Below are 17,950 nucleotides of genomic sequence, written 5' to 3'. Positions count from 1 at the left end.
TCGCCATGCATCTGACTTGGTATGTGGCCTCGTGGGGCGCCCCTGCCTCGAGGCCAGCCTCACACAGGAGGACACCAGATGGTCGCCGTATTCGACGTTGTGGGGTTCAGAGGGATCTGGACCGACGCAACGACCAAGGACATGCTCGAGGAGCTGGCCCGGATCACCGGGCCCGACATCCTCGTCCAGCCCATCCTCAGGGCGGGCAGCTTCCAGGGCGAGCTGGTTCGCAAGCCCAATGGCAGCACGGAAGAGCTGTTTCGGGACCCTGACTCGGGTTTCACCCACACCCGGGCCGGTGTCGTGGACCTCGACGCCGAGAAGCTGAACAACGTGCAGGCCCGAACGCTGGAGACGCTCGCCAGAAGCCTCGGCTGCGCTGCGTGGTTCCGCGAGGCCATTCCGAAGAAGTGGCAGAGGCACATCCATGTGGTCCGGATGGACGCTGACCCGCTTGCGGACTCAGCCCAGGGCCAGGTCACTGCCTACAAGGACAACCGCAACGGCCTCTCCGGCGAAAGCGAGGGCCCAGACACCGGCAACCGCGAGCACGTTTCCATGACGTGGGCGGCATACCAGAAGGAAAGCATCATGACACCAGAGCAGCAGCAGGCGATTCTCAACGCGATCGCGCAGATTTCCGAGGACACCTGGACGGTCGCGGTGAAGAACAGCGTCACTGGCGGCGCATCGAAGGCCAGCAGCTGGCTGGAGCGTGGTACACGTGAAGCCATCAGCGCCAACGCCAACCTGGAGACGCTTCTCAACGAAGTTCGCACGCTCCAGGCTGAAGTCACCGAACTGAGCAACAAGCTGAAGGTGGCGAATCCCTAGTCCTCGCCACGTAGTTGAGGCAGGACACATCCGTCTGGTCAGGAGGCACGAGTCGCGCCCTTCGCGCGTGGACTCGTGCCTCCTGCCGCTCTCAACGGATCCGTGTTTGACTGCCCCGCATGGGAGTCCAGACCGACCCGCAGGTGCTGCCTGATCTCGTGTGCAGCGCATGCGACACGACGTACCCGGCTGCGTCACTGCAGTGGAGGTGCGAGTGCGGAGGCGTGCTCGATGTGGCGCCGTTCGACACGCGACTTGACCTGGCCGCACTGCCGGCAGGCCCGAGCTCCATGTGGCGCTATGCGAGCACCATGCCGGTCCCCTTCGACGCGCACGTGTCACTGGGGGAGGGGTTCACCCCGGTCGTGCCGTCGCTCGCCCATCAGGACGTGTCTCTCAAGTGTGACTTCCTGATGCCGACCTCCTCGTTCAAGGATCGTGGCGCCGTCGTCCTGGCGACCGCTGCCAGGCGCCTCGGTGTCCGGGGCGCGATCGCCGACTCCAGCGGCAACGCCGGCACCGCCGCCGCGGCCTATCTGGGCCGTGCAGGTGTGCCCGTCCGGGTTTTCGTCCCCGCCGCCACCTCTCCCGGCAAGCTGGCCCAGGTGTACGCGCACGGCGCCCAGGTCGTCCTCGTGGACGGCGACCGGGCAGCGACCGCGGCTGCGGCACGCGAGGCGGCTGACGAGCCAGGGGTGTTCTATGCCAGCCACGTCTACCACCCCTACTTCGTCCACGGTGTCAAGACGTATGGCTACGAGATCTGGGAGCAGCTCGGCCGCCGCGTGCCGGACGTAGTCATGGTTCCCGTGGGTAATGGGACCCTCGTGCTCGGCTGCGCGCTCGCGTTTGCTGAGCTGCACCACCACGGGCTGATCGACCGGGTCCCGCGCATCGTGGCCGTCCAGACCAGCGCATGCGCGCCGCTCGCGGTCGCATGGTCGGCCGGGCGTGAGGAGGTCTCCCCGGTCCCGACGCACCCGACCGTGGCCGAAGGCATTGCTATCACCGCACCACCGCGCGGCGCGCAGATTCTCGCCGCGGTCCGCGACAGCGGGGGGACGATCGTCACGGTCGACGACGACCAGGTCCTTGTCGCTCAGGCCGATCTCGCGGCGCAGGGTCTCTTCGTCGAACCGACGTCCGCCGTCTGCTACGCGGCCCTCGGCCGGGCGCGTTCCGCGCCAGGCACGACCGGTCCGGACGAGGACGCCCTCGTGGCGCTTCGCACCGGCGAGGTCGTGGTCCCCTTGTGCGGCAGCGGCCTGAAGACCGGCCCGGCGAAGGTCCCGGCGGCTGCGAAGCCCTGAGAACCCCCCGATTGGGGTGAAGCGTGGGGACGCCGGATGCGGTCGAATGATCACGCACGTTGGCGAGTCGGGGCTCAGCGGAGGCCCACGTGTCGCTGTTGAGACACCTCGTCAACACTCACCACACCGGAAGGCAGTCAGATGTTCAACGACAACGGGTCGTTTCTGCTCGCGATGTTCGAGTTCTTCCTCTTCTTCGCGTGGATCATGTGCGTGTTCTATGTGTTCGCAGACATCTTCCGCAGCGACGACATGGGCGGCGGAGCAAAGACGATCTGGATCATCTTCATCATCCTGGTGCCGTTCCTCGGCGTGTTCGTTTACCTGATCGCCCGCGGTGGCGGCATGACCAAGCGCTCCATGGAACAGCAGCAGCAGCTGCGCGCCCAGCAGGAGGAGTACGTGCGCTCCGTGGTCGCCACGAGCGGGGGCGGATCGAGCGTTGACCAGATCGCGTCGGCCAAGAAGCTGCTCGACGACGGTTCCATCACCCAGGCGGAGTTCGACCAGCTGAAGTCGCAAGCCCTCGGCACCGCCTGATCCTGCTCACTGAAGCGCGCCCCGAACCGTTCTCGCACAAGGGAACTGGTGCGGGGCGCTTCAGTGACACCCCTGGGCTGCCCCAGGCCGTCACAGACGGGTCACTAGTGCAGTGCAGGGGCGGCGGATTCCGGGTCGTGCGATGTCGGCTCGGGCGGCGGGACGACGGGCGTGCGACGGGACAGGAGCGCCCGTAGGGACAGCCCCTTGAAGAGCCACGACGTCCCGAACGCCCAGACGGACAGGAGCTCACCGACATAGAGCGGGGTCAGGCCGGCGATGTCGAAGTTCAGCCAGTGCCCGATCGCGACCCAGGCAATGGCGGCGATGATGAGCCATCCACAGGTGGTCTGGACGTAGCGGTACTTGTTCTTCTCCTCGTACGTCTTCATGCGCTTTGCGAAGACGAATGAGATCGCTGCGAGCAGGCCGATGAAGATGACCGCGCAGCCGAAGTGGATGCTGGCTGTCACCGTCTCGCCGAAGTAGGTCTGGATCGGTGAGCAGTCGGTCGGGGTCGGCTTGTCCCCGCACGCCAGGGCCGGGACAAAGTCCCCGGTCGGGATCGACTTGCCGGGACGCGCGGTCGGGAAGAAGACGACACCAAGGAGGGCAATACCGGCTCCCAGGCTGAGCCAGAAGTCCCATTTGCCCCACTGCCCGGACAGGTACAGGATGAGCAGGGCCCCGACGACCGCAAGACCGGCCACGAAGTAGTCGCCCACCCCGGTGTGGTAGTACGCGCTGATCGACCCGCGCAGGTGCAGCAGGTCCCAGCCATTGGTTGCTCTGTCCACCGGAGGCAGGCCCTTGGCGCCGATCCCGGCGCTCACGAAGAACCAGTCCCCGAGGGCGAGAACGATCGGGAGCAGGATCCCGATCACCCCCACTGCGGTGCGAATCGCGAGGTACGAGTGGAGGAAGAGCATTGGCGGCTCGTCCTTCGCCATCCCAGCGGGCGGCCGCTCGAACGTGTCAGTTGTTGGCATCTTCATGGCGCTCTCCTTCGAGCTGTCCATCGGAACCGTGAGCACCACGCCGGCCGGGGGTGCCCACGAATATGACGCGAACCGGCGAGCGATAGATACAACGACGGGTCGCCAGACTCGGGCTGCCGGAGTCAGCGCAGCCGACAAAGCCGGTGAGGACGTCGTGGCCCGTGCGCGACACTGGCGGGTGTGGACGAGATCGAGGTCGTTGTCGCCCATCACGAGCGTGCGACTCTCCGTGTCGGCGCGGTGTTCCTCAAGATCGACGCAGACCAGAGCCGCACCGAGGTCGAGGTCGAGGCGATGACGATGGCGCCCGTCCCGGTTCCGAAGGTCCTGTGGCGCGAGCCACCCGTGCTCGCTCTCGGCGCGCTCCCCGGAACGGCGCTCGGCCGGCTCGGCGAGCCGTCGAGCGCGTCGCCGGCTGCATGGGCCGCGGCGGGTGCGACGGTCCGGATGCTGCACGATGCGCCGATGCCTCCCTGGCCCGGGCTGAGCCTCGAGGAGAAGGCATCGAGTCTGGACAGCGAATGCACCTGGCTCCTGGCGAACGACGTCCTTCCTGCGGACCTGGTCTCACGCAACCGCCAGGTTGCCGAGGCCGCGCTCCGACCGTGGGCGCCGGTGTTCATGCACGGTGACCTGCAGGTGGCCCATGTGTTCGTCGACGGTGACGAGGTCACTGGCGTGCTCGACTGGTCGGAGGCGGGTCGAGGCGATGCGATGTACGACCTGGCGAGCCTGACGCTCGGACACCCGGAGCACCTCGGCGATGTCGTCGCCGGCTACGGCGCGGACGTCGACCTCGATGTCATCCGCGCCTGGTGGTCGCTGCGCAGCCTGACGGTCATCCGCTGGCTTGTCGAGCACGGGTTCGACCCCGCTGCCCCGGGCTGCGAGGTCGACGTGCTGAAGTCACAGATGTGAGGCTCCGCAGCGCGTGACGAGTGTGACGAGTGTGCCGCGTCACGTGAAGGCGAACAGGGCGATCGGGGTGGTGGTCGGCTGGCTGGAGCCGCCGGCCGGTTCGACGGTGATGCCGGCGCCGGTCGCCGTGCGGGCATCGCCGTCGAGCACGACGACCTGGTCGGATCCAGGCGGCATGATCCCGGCGGAGGCGAAGTGGCCGTTCGGGTCCTGCAGCCAGAGCTGGTAGACCTTGCCGCTCGGGGGCGCCGCCATCCCGGACGTGACGAGGACGGCCTTGCCCAGCTCGTCGGAGCGGACGACCGTCGCCGTCGACCCGTCGGGGAACCGCTTGGTGGTCCGGGTCGCGTCCGGCGCTGCGAGCACCTGGTCGGCCACGGTCTGGCCCGGTTGGCTCGTCGACGCGCGCCAGATCGTGAACCCGCCGATCGCGAGCAGGAGTGCGACCGAGGCGGCGACGAGGCCACGCCACAGCCGGCGCCTGCGGCGTGCGAGCAGCTCATCCCCGATCGGCGGCTCCTCGGCTGACCCGGCTGCTGCGGGAGCCTCGGGCCCGTCATCAGGCTCGGGCCGCTCAGAAGTCTCTGGCTGGTCGGAGGACGCGGGCCGGTCGGGTGACCCGGGCGACATCGCGGACGACGCGAGCGGTGGCAGCGGTCGCACCAGCGCGATGTCTGCCATGACCTTGGCCCGCAGGCCTGGTGGCGGAGCGTGCTCGGCCACCACCGCGAGCTCGCCGGCAGCCGCGGCGAGACCGGCCACCTCGGCCTGGCAGGCCGAGCAGCCGGACAGGTGACGCTCGAACCGCGCGCGCTCGACGTCGTCGAGGGCATCAACGGCATACGCCCCGGACAGCGCGTGGATGTCGTCGCTCATGTCGTCGCTCATGTCGTCGCTCATGTCGTCACCCCCAGCGTGTCTCGCAGTCTGATGAGCCCATCCCGGATCCGCGTCTTGGCCGTGCCGAGCGGCAGGTCGAGTATGGCCGCCACCTCGGTGTGGGTGTAGCCGGAAAGATAGGCGAGCTCGAGGGCCCCCCGCTGGGTGTCGGTGAGGGTGTCGAGGGCCTGACGCACTCGCTGGGCGTCGAGTCGCTCGACCGCCAGCTCAGCGGTGGAGTCGTGGCCGACGTCCTGGTTCGCGGCGCCGTAGCTCTCGTCGCGGTCGCGCGCCGCCTCCGCGGACCGCACCCGGTCGACGGACTTGCGATGCGCGATCGTCAGCATCCAGGACAGCGCGCTGCCCTTGGTCGCGTCGAACCGGGCACTGTGCCGCCAGATCTCGAGGAAGACGTCCTGCGTGACCTCCTCGGACTGGGCGGGATCGCGCACCACGCGCCGGACCAGGCCATAGACCCGTGCCGCGACCAGGTCGTACAGCCGCCCGAATGCCGGCTCGTCGCCCTGCGCCGAACGGCGCAGCAGCAGCTCCAGCTCCGGGGCGCGCGCAGCCTCCTCCGGCGAGTCATCGCCGGCGGGAGCCACGGAGAAACGTGCCACGGCTCCATCCTCTCGCTCGACCGGTCACGCCGCGCCGAGGAACTGCCAGAAGGGCGGTTCGAAAGCGAGCTGAGCCCACCGGCGACGGTCGTGGCGGTCTGTCGGGACCGGTGCGGATCGGGTATGCCGGTTGCGCACGTTGTTCGGAGCCGCGGGCTCGTCAGATGGGTCGCCTTTCACACCAATCCGGTTCGGATGTCGCGCCGAACCACCTGCGACCGGGGCGCCGTGGAACACCTTTAGGCACATGGGGCACACGTCGGCCGATCCGACGATGGCCGCCACGGGCGCCGGCACGGTCCTGTCTCGAAGGAGTCCCGATGGCAAAACCCTCACGCCGCTCGTTCCTCGCCGGGGCCGGCGCCGTCACGACGGTCGTCGTCACGCCCGCCGCCGGTGCCTTCGCGGCCTCGTCGACGTCGAAGCGCTCGGGCACCGAGCCTCTCGTCGCCCACGTCAGCGACCCTGGCTCCGGAACCCTCGTGCTCTACGTCGGCACCGAGGCGCGGGTCGTCCACGACCCAGCGCTCGTGCAACGCCTCACGCGTGCTGCTGGGAGGCGGTGACATGTCATCCCACCGCGAAGCGCCCGAGGTCTCGAAGGACCCCGTCGCCGACAACACCGACGTCTACGCGTTCGTCAGCCCGGACAAGCCCGGAACTGTCACGTTCGTCGCCAACTTCATCCCGTTCCAGAACCCGCAGGGCGGTCCGAACTTCTACGAGTTCGGAGACGACGTGCTCTACGAGATCAAGGTCAGCAACCGGGGAGACGCCCAGGCGGACGTCACGTACCAGTTCCGGTTCAGCACGACGGTCCGCAACTCAGAGACGTTCCTCTACAACACCGGACCGATCTCCTCGATCACCGATCCCGACTGGAACCGCCCGCAGTTCTACTCGGTGACACGAGTCGCCCGAGGGCGTGCGCCCGAGCAGCTCGCCTCAGGCCTGACGTGCCCGCCCGTCAACGTCGGCCGGCGTAGCACGCCCAACTACGGGGCGACGTTCACCGCCGCGGCCGTGCACCCGATCCGTGGGGGCCGGACAGTGTTTGCCGGCCAGCGCGGCGACGCGTTCTTCGTCGACCTCGGCAGCGTGTTCGACCTCGGGGCCCTCCGGCCGTTCCAGAACCTGCACCTCATCCCGCTGCCTGCCGCACCGGGCGTCAACGGGCTCCAGTCGCTCAACGTGCACACCATCGCGATCCAGGTCCCGATCTCTGACGTCAGCCGAAACGGGAACACCCCCACGAACGCGATGGACGCCGCGTCGGTCATCGGCGTGTGGGCGACCGCGAGCCGGCAGGTCGCCCGGATCTGGGATGCGGATGCAGGCCGCTCCATCGGTGTCGGGCCGTTCCAGCAGGTCTCGCGGCTCGGCAACCCACTGTTCAACGAGGTCATCACCCCGATGGCCCACAAGGACCGGTGGAACTCAGCGGCGCCGCGCAACGACTCGCAGTTCGCCAAGTACGTGGCTCAGCCGGAGCTGGCTCGCCTGCTCCCTGTCCTCTATCCCGGCGTCTTTCCGAAGCTTGCGGCGTACACGAAAGACCGGGCCGACCTGCTCGCGATCCTGCTCACCGGCATACCCGGGGGCGTCGTGCCCGGCTTCCAGAACTTCACCGGCACGCGACAGGCCGACCTGCTCCGGCTCAACCTCGCGATCCCACCGAGCGCCAGCCCCAACCCGATCGGGCTCATCGGAGGCGACCCCGCGGGCTTCCCCAACGGGCGGCGCCTGGTCGACAACGTCGTCGCGATCGAGCTCAGGGCCGTGGCCGGGGCCACGATCCCCCTCGTGGATGCGACCTTCACACCGGACGCGGCCGCCGGGCTGCTCACCGACGGCACCTCGAACACCAACCTCGCGGTGCTGCCGGCGTTCCCCTACATGCCCGATCCCGCCGGCGGCTTCCAGAGCACGCCCGGCACACCGGCGGCCTGACATGGACACCTCATCACATGAGACGAATCTCGCTGCAGCCGTGGAGAACCCGCACGCGGGCCAGGGTGCGGTGCTGCTCGACATCGGCGGCGATGTCGGTGCCCTCGTCGTACGGATGCCGACCCACACCGTCGGGCTGGAGGTCGAGATCCGGCCCGCCGGCAGCACCCAGCGAGGCGGTCATCACCACTACCCGCACGTGGCGGTCGTGCCGCGCCCGACGGCATACGGCGTGGCACCCACACTCGTCTACCCGTCAGTTCACGAGGGTGACTACGAGCTCTTCCCGCTGCCGGCGGGGCCCGTGGCCATGACGGCGACGGTGTCGGGAGGGGGAGTGACGCGCGCGACGTGGCCCGACTGAGCCATCGGCCAGCCGGGCGATGGTCCCCTACGGGGGAGCGCCGCGCGCAGTCGCTCGCCGAGCAGTGCAAGCCGAACGACAGGAGCTGGTCGGACCCCGAGACGACGGGGCCCGACCAGATCTCAGGCGTATGCCGTTCCGTCCTAGCGAGTGCCCCCGACGGTCAGCGCGTGGCGCAGGTCGGTGACGGCCGCATCGCGCGCGGTGAGAGGCGCGAGGCCGTAGGCGTGCTCGATGGTGGCGAGGATCGAGGTGGTGTCGTGCGACTGGTGGTCGACGCCGGACTGGGTGAATCCGCCACCGATGATGAGCGCCGGGATGCGGGTGCCCGGCCCGTACAGGTCCGAAGGACCGTCAGCGGCAGTCGGCCCCTGCCCAGGTGGGGCGACGTGGTCCCACTGCCCGCCGAACTCGTCGTAGGTGACCACGACGAGAGTGTCCTTGCCGTCGGGACCGTTGAGGATGGTCTGCAGCAGGTCCACCAGGTGGCTTTCGCCGTTGTGGGTGCTGGCGTAGCCGGGGTGCTCGTTCTCCTCGCCGATCGGCTTCACGAACGACACCGCAGGCAACGTGCCCGCCTGTGCCGCGGCGAGGAACTCGCTCTCGTCCTTGAGGTGCGCCCGGCCAGGCATGCCCGGTGCGTAGTTCTGGAAGTAGTTGAGCGGCTGGTGGTGGTACTGGAACAGGGGATCCGCGTGGCCGGCAGCGGCGTCGTTCCAGCCGCCGGAGTACCACGCCCAGGAGACGTCCTTCGCGCTGAGCCGGTCGCCGATGTTGGCCTCGTAGAAGGGCTTGCTCGGGTCGACGTCGTTGATGCCCGGCAGGACGTTGGAGCCGCCGGCGCTCGGCGCCCAGGACGGTTGCATCGTGTTCACGGCGGAGTTGCCGCAGGCGTAACCCGCGACAGTGGTCGACTGCCCGCACGCCTGGGTCAGCGGTCCGTCCACGTAGGACACCCCGGACTGCGGCGCATAGAGCGGGTAGCCGTTGTTCGGGAACCCGGCGGCGTCGATGACGCTGTTCTTTCCGGCCGGGACCGGCTTCTGCGCCGTGTCCCAGACAGGCGCCTGAGCCGCGACGAGGTACTGGTGGTTCAGGAAGGACCCGCCGAAGGCGGACTGGAAGAAGTTGTCGGCGATCACATAGTTCGGGGCGCCGGCGCCGTGCAGGTACTTGTACACCGGAAGCTGGGTGGTGTCGTAGTAGCCCTGCGTCAGGCCGACCGCATCGCTGCCGGTCGAGTACCGGTCCTGCTTGCCGCCGTCGAGCTGGTACTGCTCCTGGTAGAAGCGGTGCACGATGTCGCGCGTGCAGCCACCCTCCAGGCCGGCTGGGTCACCCTTCTCGACGCCGCTCGCGGCGAACACGGTCGGCGGCGGGCAGGTCTTGTCCGCAGCGTTGACGTAGGCGTTGACCGAGAACGGCGCGCTCGTGGTGAAGTGGCTGTCGAAAGCCGCGCCGCGGGCGGTCGTTCCCGAGCACTCCTTCGACTGCAGACCAGGGTGCGATGTTCCGTCGAGCCATTTGACGGTCGTCGTCATGGGGACGAGGTTGTTGTCGTTCTGGAGCAGGCAGGTGAGCGATGCTCCGGTCTGATCGACCTGGGTGGTGCCACGGTCAGCCTGCGGGATGCCGTTGACCTTCTGGTTGCCGACCTTGCCCCACAAGCCGTAGAGGTTGTCGAAGCTGTGGTTCTCCTCGTAGATCACGACGAGGTGCGAGTAGCCGCCGAGCGCATCATTGCGCGCGAGAGCGTTCGCGCCACCTCCCGGCACCGCCATCGCGACAGTTAGCGCCGCTGCGCTCGCCGCTCCCAAAATTCCTATCCGCGTTCCAAGTCGCATCGACTACTCCTTGCAGAGGGACAGCTGCGGTGGCGACGCGAACCAAGCAAAGCAGATCGGCGGCTGCGAGCGGACCTCTTGGACTGGGAACTCTGAGCGAAACTTGCGCGAAGACTGCCCGCCCTACCCCGTGGGGGTGACGGCTTGCTGAACGGCCTTGGCGCGACCTTCGAGGAGCTTGGTCACCGCTTCCTGCGAGAAGCCGAAGGCGACGGCGTAGAGAGCTATCTGGCTGGTCGACGTGAGAACGGTGATGCCGGGCACGGTCCCGCTCTGCACGATGAGCACGCCCAACACGGCGGTCAGGCCCGCCAGCGAGAGACGAAGACAGCTGAGAGCCGGCGTGATCCGGTAGGCGGACGAGCTCGGCTCCGTGCTGCGCAGCGCAAACACGGCTGCGAGGAACCCGCCGGCGAGGATCCCGACCACCGCCACCTTGGCAGCGTCGCCGCCGCTTGGTACCCGCCATCCCGACGGGCACACCGTCTTGCTGGCCGGGGCCAGCTCAGGACACATGGGAAGCATGGTGGGGAACAGGGCTACGACGGCCAGCAGGATGGTGAGCGCGGCCAGGGTGACCAACGTCGTCACCAAGATGCGGTTCCTCCAGCTGCGTACCGCTTGGTGCGTGTCGTCGCTGAGGGCGTAGGTCTCCTGAAGGATGGCCCTGAGGAGCTCTCTGTCTCGGCCGGTCGCCTTTCCACTGTTGACGCGCTTGACCAGCTCCTGATCGGTGACGGCAATCTGGTACGGCTCCCGCACGGTCCATTGCAGGGCACGCTTGCGAGCGTGGATGTACTGGGTTCCGAGCCGCTTGTTCGACACGACAAGTGGCATCAGGGCCGCCCCCCGATGGATCGCCAGCCACGCACCCTGCACGTCCGCTCCGCTCCACCAGCGGCGGAGCCGACGCTGCGTCGTCGTGCTTCGCGACACGATTCCGGCAGCATCGTCCATTGCGTCTCTCACTTGCCTTGCAGGGCAGGTATCCCGCTCGGCGAGGTCAACCTCCTGGAGGATCTCGGCGATGCGCCCCAGGACCTCGACGCGCCATCCGCTGGTTCGCATGGTCTGATGCTCCGGCGGTGGCAGAGTCTGTGACGTCGCGACTCGTGACGGCTGGTTCGGAGGCTCGTTCGAGTCAGGCTGGGATGCCTGAGCTGGCCGGTCGAGCAGGGCTTGTCCCACTCCATCCGGCGCGCGGTGGTTGTCGCCACCGGGTGATGCACCGGCGGCTGGTTGGTTGTTCGACATGTGGTCCAGACGCGGTGTGCGAACCGCCTGATACCGGGGCGTCTCCGCGCAACCTCGACCGGCGCGGGTGATGGCGTTTCGGTACCTGCGAGGGGCCGAGCTGGGCCCGCTGCCGAGACCGTGCGCCTTTGCGGACTCGCACCCATCCGTAAGGACTCCGTCATGCCCGGCCCCATTGCCGCCCGCGCGGACCGGGTCAAAGACTGGGGAGATGAGAACTCAGCGTCGAGCCACACGTGCCACGTTCATCTGCATAGGCCTCCTCGGCCTGCTGCTCGGGGGCTGCGGAACGACGGCGAACAATGCACCCTCCGGAGCCGGTTCGAGCACGAGCGAGTCAATGAACCACCCCTCCACGCCCGCCGCGAGCGCGACCTCGATGACCCACGACTCGTCAACGACCTCCTCGTCGTCCTCATCGGCACCGATGATGCACGGCACCCAGATCGCCGGAGGCGAGAGCCAGTTCGGCACGGTGCTGTTCGACGGCACGGGCCAGGCGATCTACACCTTCGACGTCGAGAAGACATCCACGCCGGCCTGCTATGACGCGTGCGCGGCCGCGTGGCCACCGGTGCTGACCGAGGGGGCTCCCGCCGCGGGCGCTGGTGTGCAGGCGGGCCTGCTCGGCACCACGACGCGCACGGACGGCAAGACTCAGGTCACGTATGCCGGGCACCCGCTGTACTTCTACGCGCACGAGGGCAAGCACGAGGTGAAGTGCCACGACGTCGCGATGAACGGCGGCACGTGGTACGCAGTACAGCTCGACGGCATGCACGCCGCGACCTGACGCGGCCGCCGAGCCGCCCTCGCGGTGGTGCGGACGCCCGGCTGTTCCTGGTGACGATCAACGAGAGGGCAAGCGAAGGCGACTGACGGCGTGTTGGTCCCCAGGCAACGCCTCTCGGAGACCCCGGCGCGATGTGATGCCGAGCTTGGCGAACACCTTCCGCAGATGCCACTCGACCGTTCGGGCGCTGATGAAGAGCTCGGCGCCGATCTCGGGATTGGTGCGACCGTCCCGGGCGAGCCGGGCGATGTGCGCCTCCTGCGGGGTGAGGTCGTTCGCGGTGTCGACCACGCGTTTGCGGACTTTCTCGCCCGTGGCGAGCAGCTCACGCCGGGCCTGGGCCGCGAACCCATCGGCGCCCATCCCGTCGAACGCCTCGTGCGCGGCGCGCAGCTGGTCCCGTGCCTCGACCCGGCGGCGCTCGCGACGGAGCCATTCGCCGTACAGCAGGCGGGTCCGGGCCAGCTCGAGCGCCAGCCTCGTGCGGCTCAGGCGCTGGACTGCCTCTGCGTAGTACCGCTCGGCGTCGCCGCCCGCGCTGGTCAGCGCCCGCGAGCGGGCTTCGAGGCCCGCGGCCCAGTCTGACCCCTCGACCGCCGTGTATGCCGTCAGCCTCCCTAGCGCGTCGGCGGCGAGGGCATGCTCGCCGGTGCGTGCGGCGGCCTCGACGAGGTCGGGGAGCGCCTGTCCGGTGAACGGACCGAGCTCCTCAGCAGCAGCACGTTCAGCGGCGACGCGCGCCTCGGCGTAGTGGCCGAGACCCAGGTGCAGGATCGCCGCGGCACGGTCGGTGATCTGCTGACCGAGACCCTCACCGCGGGCGAGTGTCTCGTCCGCGACGTCGGTGAGCAGCGGTACGGCCGCGTCGACACGGCCTTGGTATGCCGCGAGGAACAGGGCGCCGTACGAGGCTCTCCGCATCCCCGTCGCCTCCTTGACCGCCTCCTCCTCGACACCCAGTGAGCGAGCCGCCTCGACGTCCCCGCACCACAGGGCCACCACTCGGCGTACGTTCAGCGCGGCGGCCAGCGAAGCCAGCGCGCCGGAGGCGCGGGCGAGCTCGACGTTGCGAGCGCTGAGCGCATCCCAGGCGTCAAGGTCCCAGAGTGCGAGCGCCGCGTTGGCGGCGGGAACGCCCCAGTGAAGCCACTGGTCGGGCGAGACCCGGTCGGCGAGGAAGGCGTCGACGGCCTCGCGCAGGTTGGGAGCTGCGGCGCTGACCCCCCGAGTGACCATGGTCGCAAGGCCTTCGAGCAGCTGGTCGGCGGCGAGCGGGCCTGTCGCCGACGGCGGGGCCCTCAGCGCGGCCCGAGACACGTCGAGCAGCTGACCCTCGGCGGTTGCGAGCGGACCTGCGACCAGCGCCGCGCCCCAGGCCTCGAGATAGGTGTTCCGGGCGAGCCGGAGGTCGTGGGACTCGAGACGCCGCGCGGCGCGCAGCAGGTGACCGGGTGCATCGCGGCCGGAGTTCGACGCCCGGTCGAGCTGCCCTTCCAGCAGCTCCACGCGAGCGAGCTGGAGATCGGTCGTCGCATCGGCCTCGGCCGCCGCCAGAAGCCCGCGCGCGGCGCGGAACGCGCCGGCATCCAGGTGCGCGTGGGCGGCTGCCAGCGCCCGGTCCGCTCGTTGCCCGGGGTCTGCCGTCAGCCCGAACGAACGCTGCAGCAGCGCCGCTGCGGTCGGCACGGCGCCGCATGCCTCGGCCCGCTCGGCCGCCTGCTCGAGCTCGGCGGCCAGGGCCGGGTCCGGACCGGTGGCGGCCGCGGCCAGGTGCCAGACCCGGTGCTCGGGGTCCGACTGAGTGTCTGTCGCGGCGGCCAGTGCCACGTGGGCGTCCCGGCGGTCCTGTGCCGACCCGGCGGCATACGCGGCCGCGCGCACCAGCGGGTGCCGGAACCGCACCGCCGAGCCGATCTCGAGGAGCTGCTCGGCCTCAGCCGCGGTCGCAGCGTCCGGTCCGAGCCCGAGCGTGTGCGCCGCCCGCCACACCAGCGTCGCGTCGCCGGTCGGGTCGGCTGCAGCGAGCAGCATCAGCTGTCGGGTCCGGGCCTCGAGCTGCTCTATGCGTCGCCGGTAGTGGTCCTGAAACTGGGTCGAGGTGGTTCCGACGTTCGGCAGCGCGAACCCGCCGAGCAGCTCGGCCCTGCTCATCCCGCGGGAAACCTCCAGCAGCGCAAGGGGATTCCCGTTCGTCTCGGCGATCAGGCGGTCACGGATCTGCTCGTCCAGGTGGCCCGGGATCGCCGCGGCCAACAGCTCCCGGGCGTCGTCCGTCGAGAGCCCGCTGACAAAGAGCTCCGGGATGCCCGCCAGCACCGGTTCGTCCACTGGCTCCCGGACCGTGAAGAGCAGGAAGACGGACTCTGCCCGCAGGCGGCGGGCGACGAACCCGAGGACCTGGGCGGAGGCTTCGTCGAGCCACTGTGCGTCGTCGACCAGGCACAAGAGCGGCTGTTCGACGGCACCGTCGGCGAGCAGGCCCAGAACACCCAATCCCACGATGAAGCGATCGGGTGGTGTTCCTGTGGTCAGCCCGAAGGCGACACGCAGGGCGTCGGACTGCGGGGGCGGGAGCGATGCCAGGCTATCGAGCATGGGGCCGCAGAGCTGCTGGAGTGCGGCGAAGGGAAGGTGCAGCTCCGACTCGACCCCGGCGACCTCCCTGACGGCAAGACCGTCGGCCCGAGTGGCGCAGTACCGCAGCAGTGCGGTCTTGCCGATGCCCGCCTCACCACGGATGACCAGCGCCGCGCTCTCGCCGCCCCGGACTCGGTCGAGCGCGACGTCGAGCTCGCGACGCTCTGGCGAGCGCCCCAGGAAGACGGGCGCCGGCGATGCTGCCATCCGGCAACACTATGGGCAAAGGCTCAGGTTCGCCGCCGGCTCACCAACGTATGCCGCTCGCCCGCGGTCACGCGGTGTGAGCGGTGCCGTTCGTCTGGCTGCTCCGAGCCTCGATGGCCTTGGCAGTGGCCCGTAGCGCGTTCCCGAGGATGCGCCTTCCGCCGATCCCGATGACGACTCCGATAAGGCGGCCCTTGAGGTTCTTGCCCTCTCGGACGACGACGACGTCGACATCGGTGGTCCCGTCGGGTCGCCGAGTGAACGTGTAGGTGTGGCCTGAGGCGCCGCCCCACGTGTTGGAGTCTGTCGTGGTCATGACGACCCGGGCGGGGTCGGACCAGTCGTACAGCAGACGTTCCCAGATGCCTCTCGAGCCCTCGGTGACGTCGGCGCTTGTCGCACCCAGGGCGTGGACGACCAGATAGTCGTCGGTGCTGTTGGGAAAGAGCTGCGCGCGGCCCGGCCCGAAGTCGGTCAGGCCGGACAGGAACTGCTCGGGGGTCGCGGTCGTGTTCTGGTGCAGGCTGATGGTTGGCATTGGTTCTCCGTTGACGAGTCGTGCGGCTGGTTGCGTTTCCCCGGTGGCGGCCCGTATGTGGTGGCGCCACCAGGGGAAAGGTCAGGGGTGCTCAGGACGGCAGCGGCGCGCCGGCGTGCTCGGCGACCATGTATGCGGCATACCACTTCGGCCAGTTCTCGTCCGCTTCCCCGATGCGGGCCTCGTGCTCGCCATGGGCGGCCGCCGCACGCCGCAGGGCGCCCTCCAGGTCGGTGACGGAGGCGTAGGACGTCTCAGTCGCGTCGACCCGACCGGGCAGCCTCGTCGTGACCTCCTGCAGCAGGAAGCCGTTCCCGTCCGGGTCGCTGAAGGTCGCGAAGGACCCGTAGCTGGCTCGCTCGCCCGCCGGCCCTGGAGCCCGCCCGTCTGAGCCCGTGGGCTGGAACTGGGCCCCGGGTGCCTCGGGGTGGAAGACCTCGCTGACATCGACACCTCGAGTCGCGAGCGAGTCGCGCGCCGCCTGGACGTCGGAGACGACGAGGTAGAGGCCCTGGGCCGAGCCCGGCTCGGCGGAGGTGATTCGGGTGCCGAACTGGATCGAGCTGGGCGAGCCCGGGGGTGTGAACTGGACGACGCGGAACCCGTTGTCGAAGCCGAAGTCCGCATCGAGCCGCCAACCGAGGCTCTCGTAGAACCCCTTCGACCGGTCTGCGTCCGCGACGGGGATGACGACAGCTTCGAGCTTCAGGTCGACGTTGCCCGCGGTCGGGCTGGTGGTGGTCTCGTTGGTGGTCTCGTTGGTGGTCGCTGCGGTGTCCATGACTTCCTCCTTGAGTTGATGCTTTTCCATCACCACTGTGGCGATCCCATCGTGGCGTCACACCAGGGATACACACTGGTCCGCACCCGGGCCACCTGCGGTGGATGGGCGCAGACTGACTCGGCAGCTCCAGGGCCGAGCAACGCCGGCGGATTCTCGACGACCTCGTGGCCTACCCGAACGAGGTGACCGACAGGTCGACGTCGTCGTAGAGCCGCAGCGCGGCGAGCCTCCCGGTTTCCCCGCGTGCGAAGACGCCGAGCGCCGCCTGCGGCGCCAGCTCGACCGTTCCCCAGCCGACGAGGTTGCCTTCCAGGGCGCAGGTCTGCCCGTCGTCGACGACGGCGCACCCGTCCCACCGGATGCCGCCGGTGCGAGTGAGCAGCTGCGCGTGAAAGGCGCGAACGGCGTCTCGGCCATGGTCTTCGTCGCGGGGGCTCGACGGTTGGCGCACGAAGGCGTCGGGTTCGAACGCGTCGACGACGGCGGCAAGGTCGCCCCCCGAGAGCGCCCGAAGGTACTGGCCGACAACGTCGGCGACGTCGAGGTCGGGGTCGGACTGCAAGAGGGGCGGCCGGTGCGTCCGCCGGCCGGTCAGCGGTTGGCTGCTGTAGTAGATCCGCAGCTCCCGGAGCCGTGCGTTCGGGGCATGGTCGGCGACGACAGCCACCGGCAGCTCGACCGGGCCGGCCTCGCCGATGAAGTGCAGGACCACCTCCTCGAAGCCGCTGCCGTCGAGAACGACATGACCGAGATCCTCGACGGAGACTTCTTCCCGGCTGAACCATGCCGTCATCTCGCGGACGTAGGACTCGAACGCCCGGACGCCCCTGATCCGTCCCCGGACCGGGTCGTGCACTTCGGGCTCACCCGCGAAGGAGTCCACCAGCGCGTCGAGCTCTCCAGCCAGGAGCCCGTAGAAGAAGGGCACCGCAACGAGCTCCTCGCGTCGTCGGCGCCCGCGAAGCCGCTCGAGCGCCGGCGCGCTGAACAGCTCAGGTGCCCACGGCATACGACCAGCGTCCCACGCTCGCGTTCCAATCAGGGCCACCATCGACGCCCAGGTGTTCGCAGGCGGTCAGGGCTGTCTCACTTCGTCGCCGTCTTCTGGCGCTGCACCGAGATCGGCCCGTGAATCGGGCGCTCTCGGCGGCGGCGAGTCCTCTGGGTCAGCGAAGGCGGCGAGGCGATCACGCGCGGCGTGCTCGACCAGCACCGGAACGTAGTCGCGAACCGGACCCTCGAGCCCTTCGTGTGCGACTCGCACGGCGGCCTCGATCACCTCGAGCGCGACACCTGGGAAGCGCTCGCTCAGCCGGGCGACGACTTCCTCGATCGCCCTGGACTCATGCGCATTCGCGGACTCGCCCAGACGACCGGGCTCGGGCTCGCTCATGACACAACTGTTGCGGCAACCCGATCGGTCGCACAAGCCCTGCCGCCACCGTGCCCGAAGCGGCGCGGCCCGGCGTCGGGCAGCCAG

18 protein-coding genes are annotated in these 17,950 nt (G+C 69.2%); 8 read left to right on the top strand and 10 right to left on the bottom strand.

Annotated elements, in window-relative coordinates; genetic code table 11:
• Positions 1 to 78: 78 nt before the first annotated feature.
• The 3 genes from ACYVLP_RS00245 (at position 79) to ACYVLP_RS00235 (ending at position 2,684) form a co-directional block, all read left to right on the top strand.
• Entirely contained in the window at positions 79 to 834 is a 756-nt protein-coding gene (locus ACYVLP_RS00245; protein WP_460625343.1) for a hypothetical protein, read from the top strand.
• Between the two features lie 119 nt (positions 835 to 953).
• The gene (locus ACYVLP_RS00240) at positions 954 to 2,144 is read left to right on the top strand and encodes a threonine synthase (RefSeq protein ID WP_460625342.1); all 1,191 of its coding nucleotides are present in this window, start codon (positions 954 to 956) and stop codon (positions 2,142 to 2,144) included.
• A gap of 141 nt (positions 2,145 to 2,285) precedes the next feature.
• Entirely contained in the window at positions 2,286 to 2,684 is a 399-nt protein-coding gene (locus ACYVLP_RS00235) for an SHOCT domain-containing protein (RefSeq protein WP_452270748.1), read from the top strand.
• A gap of 104 nt (positions 2,685 to 2,788) precedes the next feature.
• Here the strand turns inward: ACYVLP_RS00235 and ACYVLP_RS00230 are convergent, their stop codons facing one another.
• Complete coding sequence (locus ACYVLP_RS00230) at positions 2,789 to 3,679, bottom strand: hypothetical protein (protein ID WP_460625341.1); 891 nt, start codon at positions 3,677 to 3,679, stop codon at positions 2,789 to 2,791.
• Between the two features lie 183 nt (positions 3,680 to 3,862).
• Between ACYVLP_RS00230 and ACYVLP_RS00225 the strand changes: the two genes are divergently transcribed.
• Positions 3,863 to 4,600 carry a phosphotransferase family protein gene (locus ACYVLP_RS00225; RefSeq protein WP_460625340.1) on the top strand — a complete coding sequence of 246 codons (738 nt, stop codon included), beginning with the start codon at positions 3,863 to 3,865 and terminating at the stop codon, positions 4,598 to 4,600.
• A 39-nt stretch (positions 4,601 to 4,639) separates the two neighbouring features.
• Here ACYVLP_RS00225 and ACYVLP_RS00220 read toward each other — a convergent pair whose 3' ends face one another.
• Together ACYVLP_RS00220 and sigK are read right to left on the bottom strand one after the other, a co-directional pair.
• Positions 4,640 to 5,500: an anti-sigma factor gene (locus tag ACYVLP_RS00220; protein ID WP_460625339.1), complete on the bottom strand. Its 861-nt coding sequence runs from the start codon at positions 5,498 to 5,500 to the stop codon at positions 4,640 to 4,642.
• On the bottom strand, positions 5,497 to 6,099 hold the full coding sequence (gene sigK, locus ACYVLP_RS00215; protein WP_460625338.1) for an ECF RNA polymerase sigma factor SigK: 603 nt from the start codon (positions 6,097 to 6,099) through the stop codon (positions 5,497 to 5,499). The genes ACYVLP_RS00220 and sigK overlap by 4 nt, the downstream gene beginning before the upstream one ends.
• 320 nt (positions 6,100 to 6,419) lie before the next feature.
• Here sigK and ACYVLP_RS00210 point away from each other — a divergent pair, with 320 nt between their 5' ends.
• Genes ACYVLP_RS00210 through ACYVLP_RS00200 form a run of 3 tightly spaced genes read left to right on the top strand, consistent with a single transcriptional unit; the run spans position 6,420 to position 8,413 of the window.
• Positions 6,420 to 6,665 carry a hypothetical protein gene (locus ACYVLP_RS00210; RefSeq protein WP_460625337.1) on the top strand — a complete coding sequence of 82 codons (246 nt, stop codon included), beginning with the start codon at positions 6,420 to 6,422 and terminating at the stop codon, positions 6,663 to 6,665.
• A 1-nt stretch (position 6,666) separates the two neighbouring features.
• A complete protein-coding gene (locus tag ACYVLP_RS00205; RefSeq protein WP_460625336.1) occupies positions 6,667 to 8,049 on the top strand; it encodes a DUF4331 domain-containing protein in 1,383 nt (460 codons plus the stop codon).
• A gap of 40 nt (positions 8,050 to 8,089) precedes the next feature.
• On the top strand, positions 8,090 to 8,413 hold the full coding sequence (locus ACYVLP_RS00200; protein WP_460625335.1) for a hypothetical protein: 324 nt from the start codon (positions 8,090 to 8,092) through the stop codon (positions 8,411 to 8,413).
• Positions 8,414 to 8,556: 143 nt separating this feature from the next.
• Here ACYVLP_RS00200 and ACYVLP_RS00195 read toward each other — a convergent pair whose 3' ends face one another.
• Both ACYVLP_RS00195 and ACYVLP_RS00190 read right to left on the bottom strand, forming a co-directional pair.
• Complete coding sequence (locus ACYVLP_RS00195; protein WP_460625334.1) at positions 8,557 to 10,257, bottom strand: alkaline phosphatase family protein; 1,701 nt, start codon at positions 10,255 to 10,257, stop codon at positions 8,557 to 8,559.
• Between the two features lie 123 nt (positions 10,258 to 10,380).
• Entirely contained in the window at positions 10,381 to 11,325 is a 945-nt protein-coding gene (locus tag ACYVLP_RS00190) for a hypothetical protein (RefSeq protein WP_460625333.1), read from the bottom strand.
• Between the two features lie 526 nt (positions 11,326 to 11,851).
• On the opposite strand from ACYVLP_RS00190, the gene ACYVLP_RS00185 reads away from it, so the two are divergent.
• Entirely contained in the window at positions 11,852 to 12,304 is a 453-nt protein-coding gene (locus tag ACYVLP_RS00185) for a COG4315 family predicted lipoprotein (RefSeq protein ID WP_460625332.1), read from the top strand.
• Between the two features lie 57 nt (positions 12,305 to 12,361).
• On the opposite strand, the gene ACYVLP_RS00180 is transcribed toward ACYVLP_RS00185, so the two are convergent.
• The 5 genes from ACYVLP_RS00180 to ACYVLP_RS00160 form a co-directional block, all read right to left on the bottom strand.
• The gene (locus ACYVLP_RS00180) at positions 12,362 to 15,148 is read right to left on the bottom strand and encodes a helix-turn-helix transcriptional regulator (RefSeq protein WP_460625331.1); all 2,787 of its coding nucleotides are present in this window, start codon (positions 15,146 to 15,148) and stop codon (positions 12,362 to 12,364) included.
• 67 nt (positions 15,149 to 15,215) lie between these two features.
• Positions 15,216 to 15,686, bottom strand: coding sequence for a hypothetical protein (locus ACYVLP_RS00175; protein WP_460625330.1), 471 nt, complete (start codon positions 15,684 to 15,686; stop codon positions 15,216 to 15,218).
• Positions 15,687 to 15,777: 91 nt separating this feature from the next.
• A complete protein-coding gene (locus tag ACYVLP_RS00170) occupies positions 15,778 to 16,467 on the bottom strand; it encodes a VOC family protein (protein WP_460625329.1) in 690 nt (229 codons plus the stop codon).
• 172 nt (positions 16,468 to 16,639) lie between these two features.
• Positions 16,640 to 17,479, bottom strand: coding sequence for a nuclear transport factor 2 family protein (locus tag ACYVLP_RS00165; RefSeq protein ID WP_460625328.1), 840 nt, complete (start codon positions 17,477 to 17,479; stop codon positions 16,640 to 16,642).
• A 66-nt stretch (positions 17,480 to 17,545) separates the two neighbouring features.
• Positions 17,546 to 17,863, bottom strand: a complete 318-nt coding sequence (locus ACYVLP_RS00160; protein WP_460625327.1) for a three-helix bundle dimerization domain-containing protein — start codon at positions 17,861 to 17,863, stop codon at positions 17,546 to 17,548.
• Between the last annotated feature and the right edge of the window lie 87 nt (positions 17,864 to 17,950).

This window comes from Intrasporangium mesophilum (genome assembly GCF_054783095.1).
The sequence above is the reverse complement of the archived record's forward strand: the minus strand, read 5'-3'. Positions and strand labels throughout refer to the sequence as shown.

Excerpts from the sequence above, each read along its gene's own strand:
- ACYVLP_RS00245 (WP_460625343.1), top strand. The coding sequence starts at position 79 with ATGGTCGCCGTATTCGACGTTGTGGGGTTCAGAGGGATCTGGACCGAC.
- ACYVLP_RS00240 (WP_460625342.1), top strand. The coding sequence starts at position 954 with ATGGGAGTCCAGACCGACCCGCAGGTGCTGCCTGATCTCGTGTGCAGC.
- ACYVLP_RS00235 (WP_452270748.1), top strand. The coding sequence starts at position 2,286 with ATGTTCAACGACAACGGGTCGTTTCTGCTCGCGATGTTCGAGTTCTTC.
- ACYVLP_RS00230 (WP_460625341.1), bottom strand. The coding sequence starts at position 3,679 with ATGAAGATGCCAACAACTGACACGTTCGAGCGGCCGCCCGCTGGGATG.
- ACYVLP_RS00220 (WP_460625339.1), bottom strand. The coding sequence starts at position 5,500 with ATGAGCGACGACATGAGCGACGACATGAGCGACGACATCCACGCGCTG.
- ACYVLP_RS00210 (WP_460625337.1), top strand. The coding sequence starts at position 6,420 with ATGGCAAAACCCTCACGCCGCTCGTTCCTCGCCGGGGCCGGCGCCGTC.
- ACYVLP_RS00205 (WP_460625336.1), top strand. The coding sequence starts at position 6,667 with ATGTCATCCCACCGCGAAGCGCCCGAGGTCTCGAAGGACCCCGTCGCC.
- ACYVLP_RS00195 (WP_460625334.1), bottom strand. The coding sequence starts at position 10,257 with ATGCGACTTGGAACGCGGATAGGAATTTTGGGAGCGGCGAGCGCAGCG.
- ACYVLP_RS00190 (WP_460625333.1), bottom strand. The coding sequence starts at position 11,325 with ATGCGAACCAGCGGATGGCGCGTCGAGGTCCTGGGGCGCATCGCCGAG.
- ACYVLP_RS00185 (WP_460625332.1), top strand. The coding sequence starts at position 11,852 with ATGAACCACCCCTCCACGCCCGCCGCGAGCGCGACCTCGATGACCCAC.
- ACYVLP_RS00180 (WP_460625331.1), bottom strand. The coding sequence starts at position 15,148 with ATGGCAGCATCGCCGGCGCCCGTCTTCCTGGGGCGCTCGCCAGAGCGT.
- ACYVLP_RS00175 (WP_460625330.1), bottom strand. The coding sequence starts at position 15,686 with ATGCCAACCATCAGCCTGCACCAGAACACGACCGCGACCCCCGAGCAG.
- ACYVLP_RS00170 (WP_460625329.1), bottom strand. The coding sequence starts at position 16,467 with ATGGACACCGCAGCGACCACCAACGAGACCACCAACGAGACCACCACC.
- ACYVLP_RS00165 (WP_460625328.1), bottom strand. The coding sequence starts at position 17,479 with ATGCCGTGGGCACCTGAGCTGTTCAGCGCGCCGGCGCTCGAGCGGCTT.
- ACYVLP_RS00160 (WP_460625327.1), bottom strand. The coding sequence starts at position 17,863 with ATGAGCGAGCCCGAGCCCGGTCGTCTGGGCGAGTCCGCGAATGCGCAT.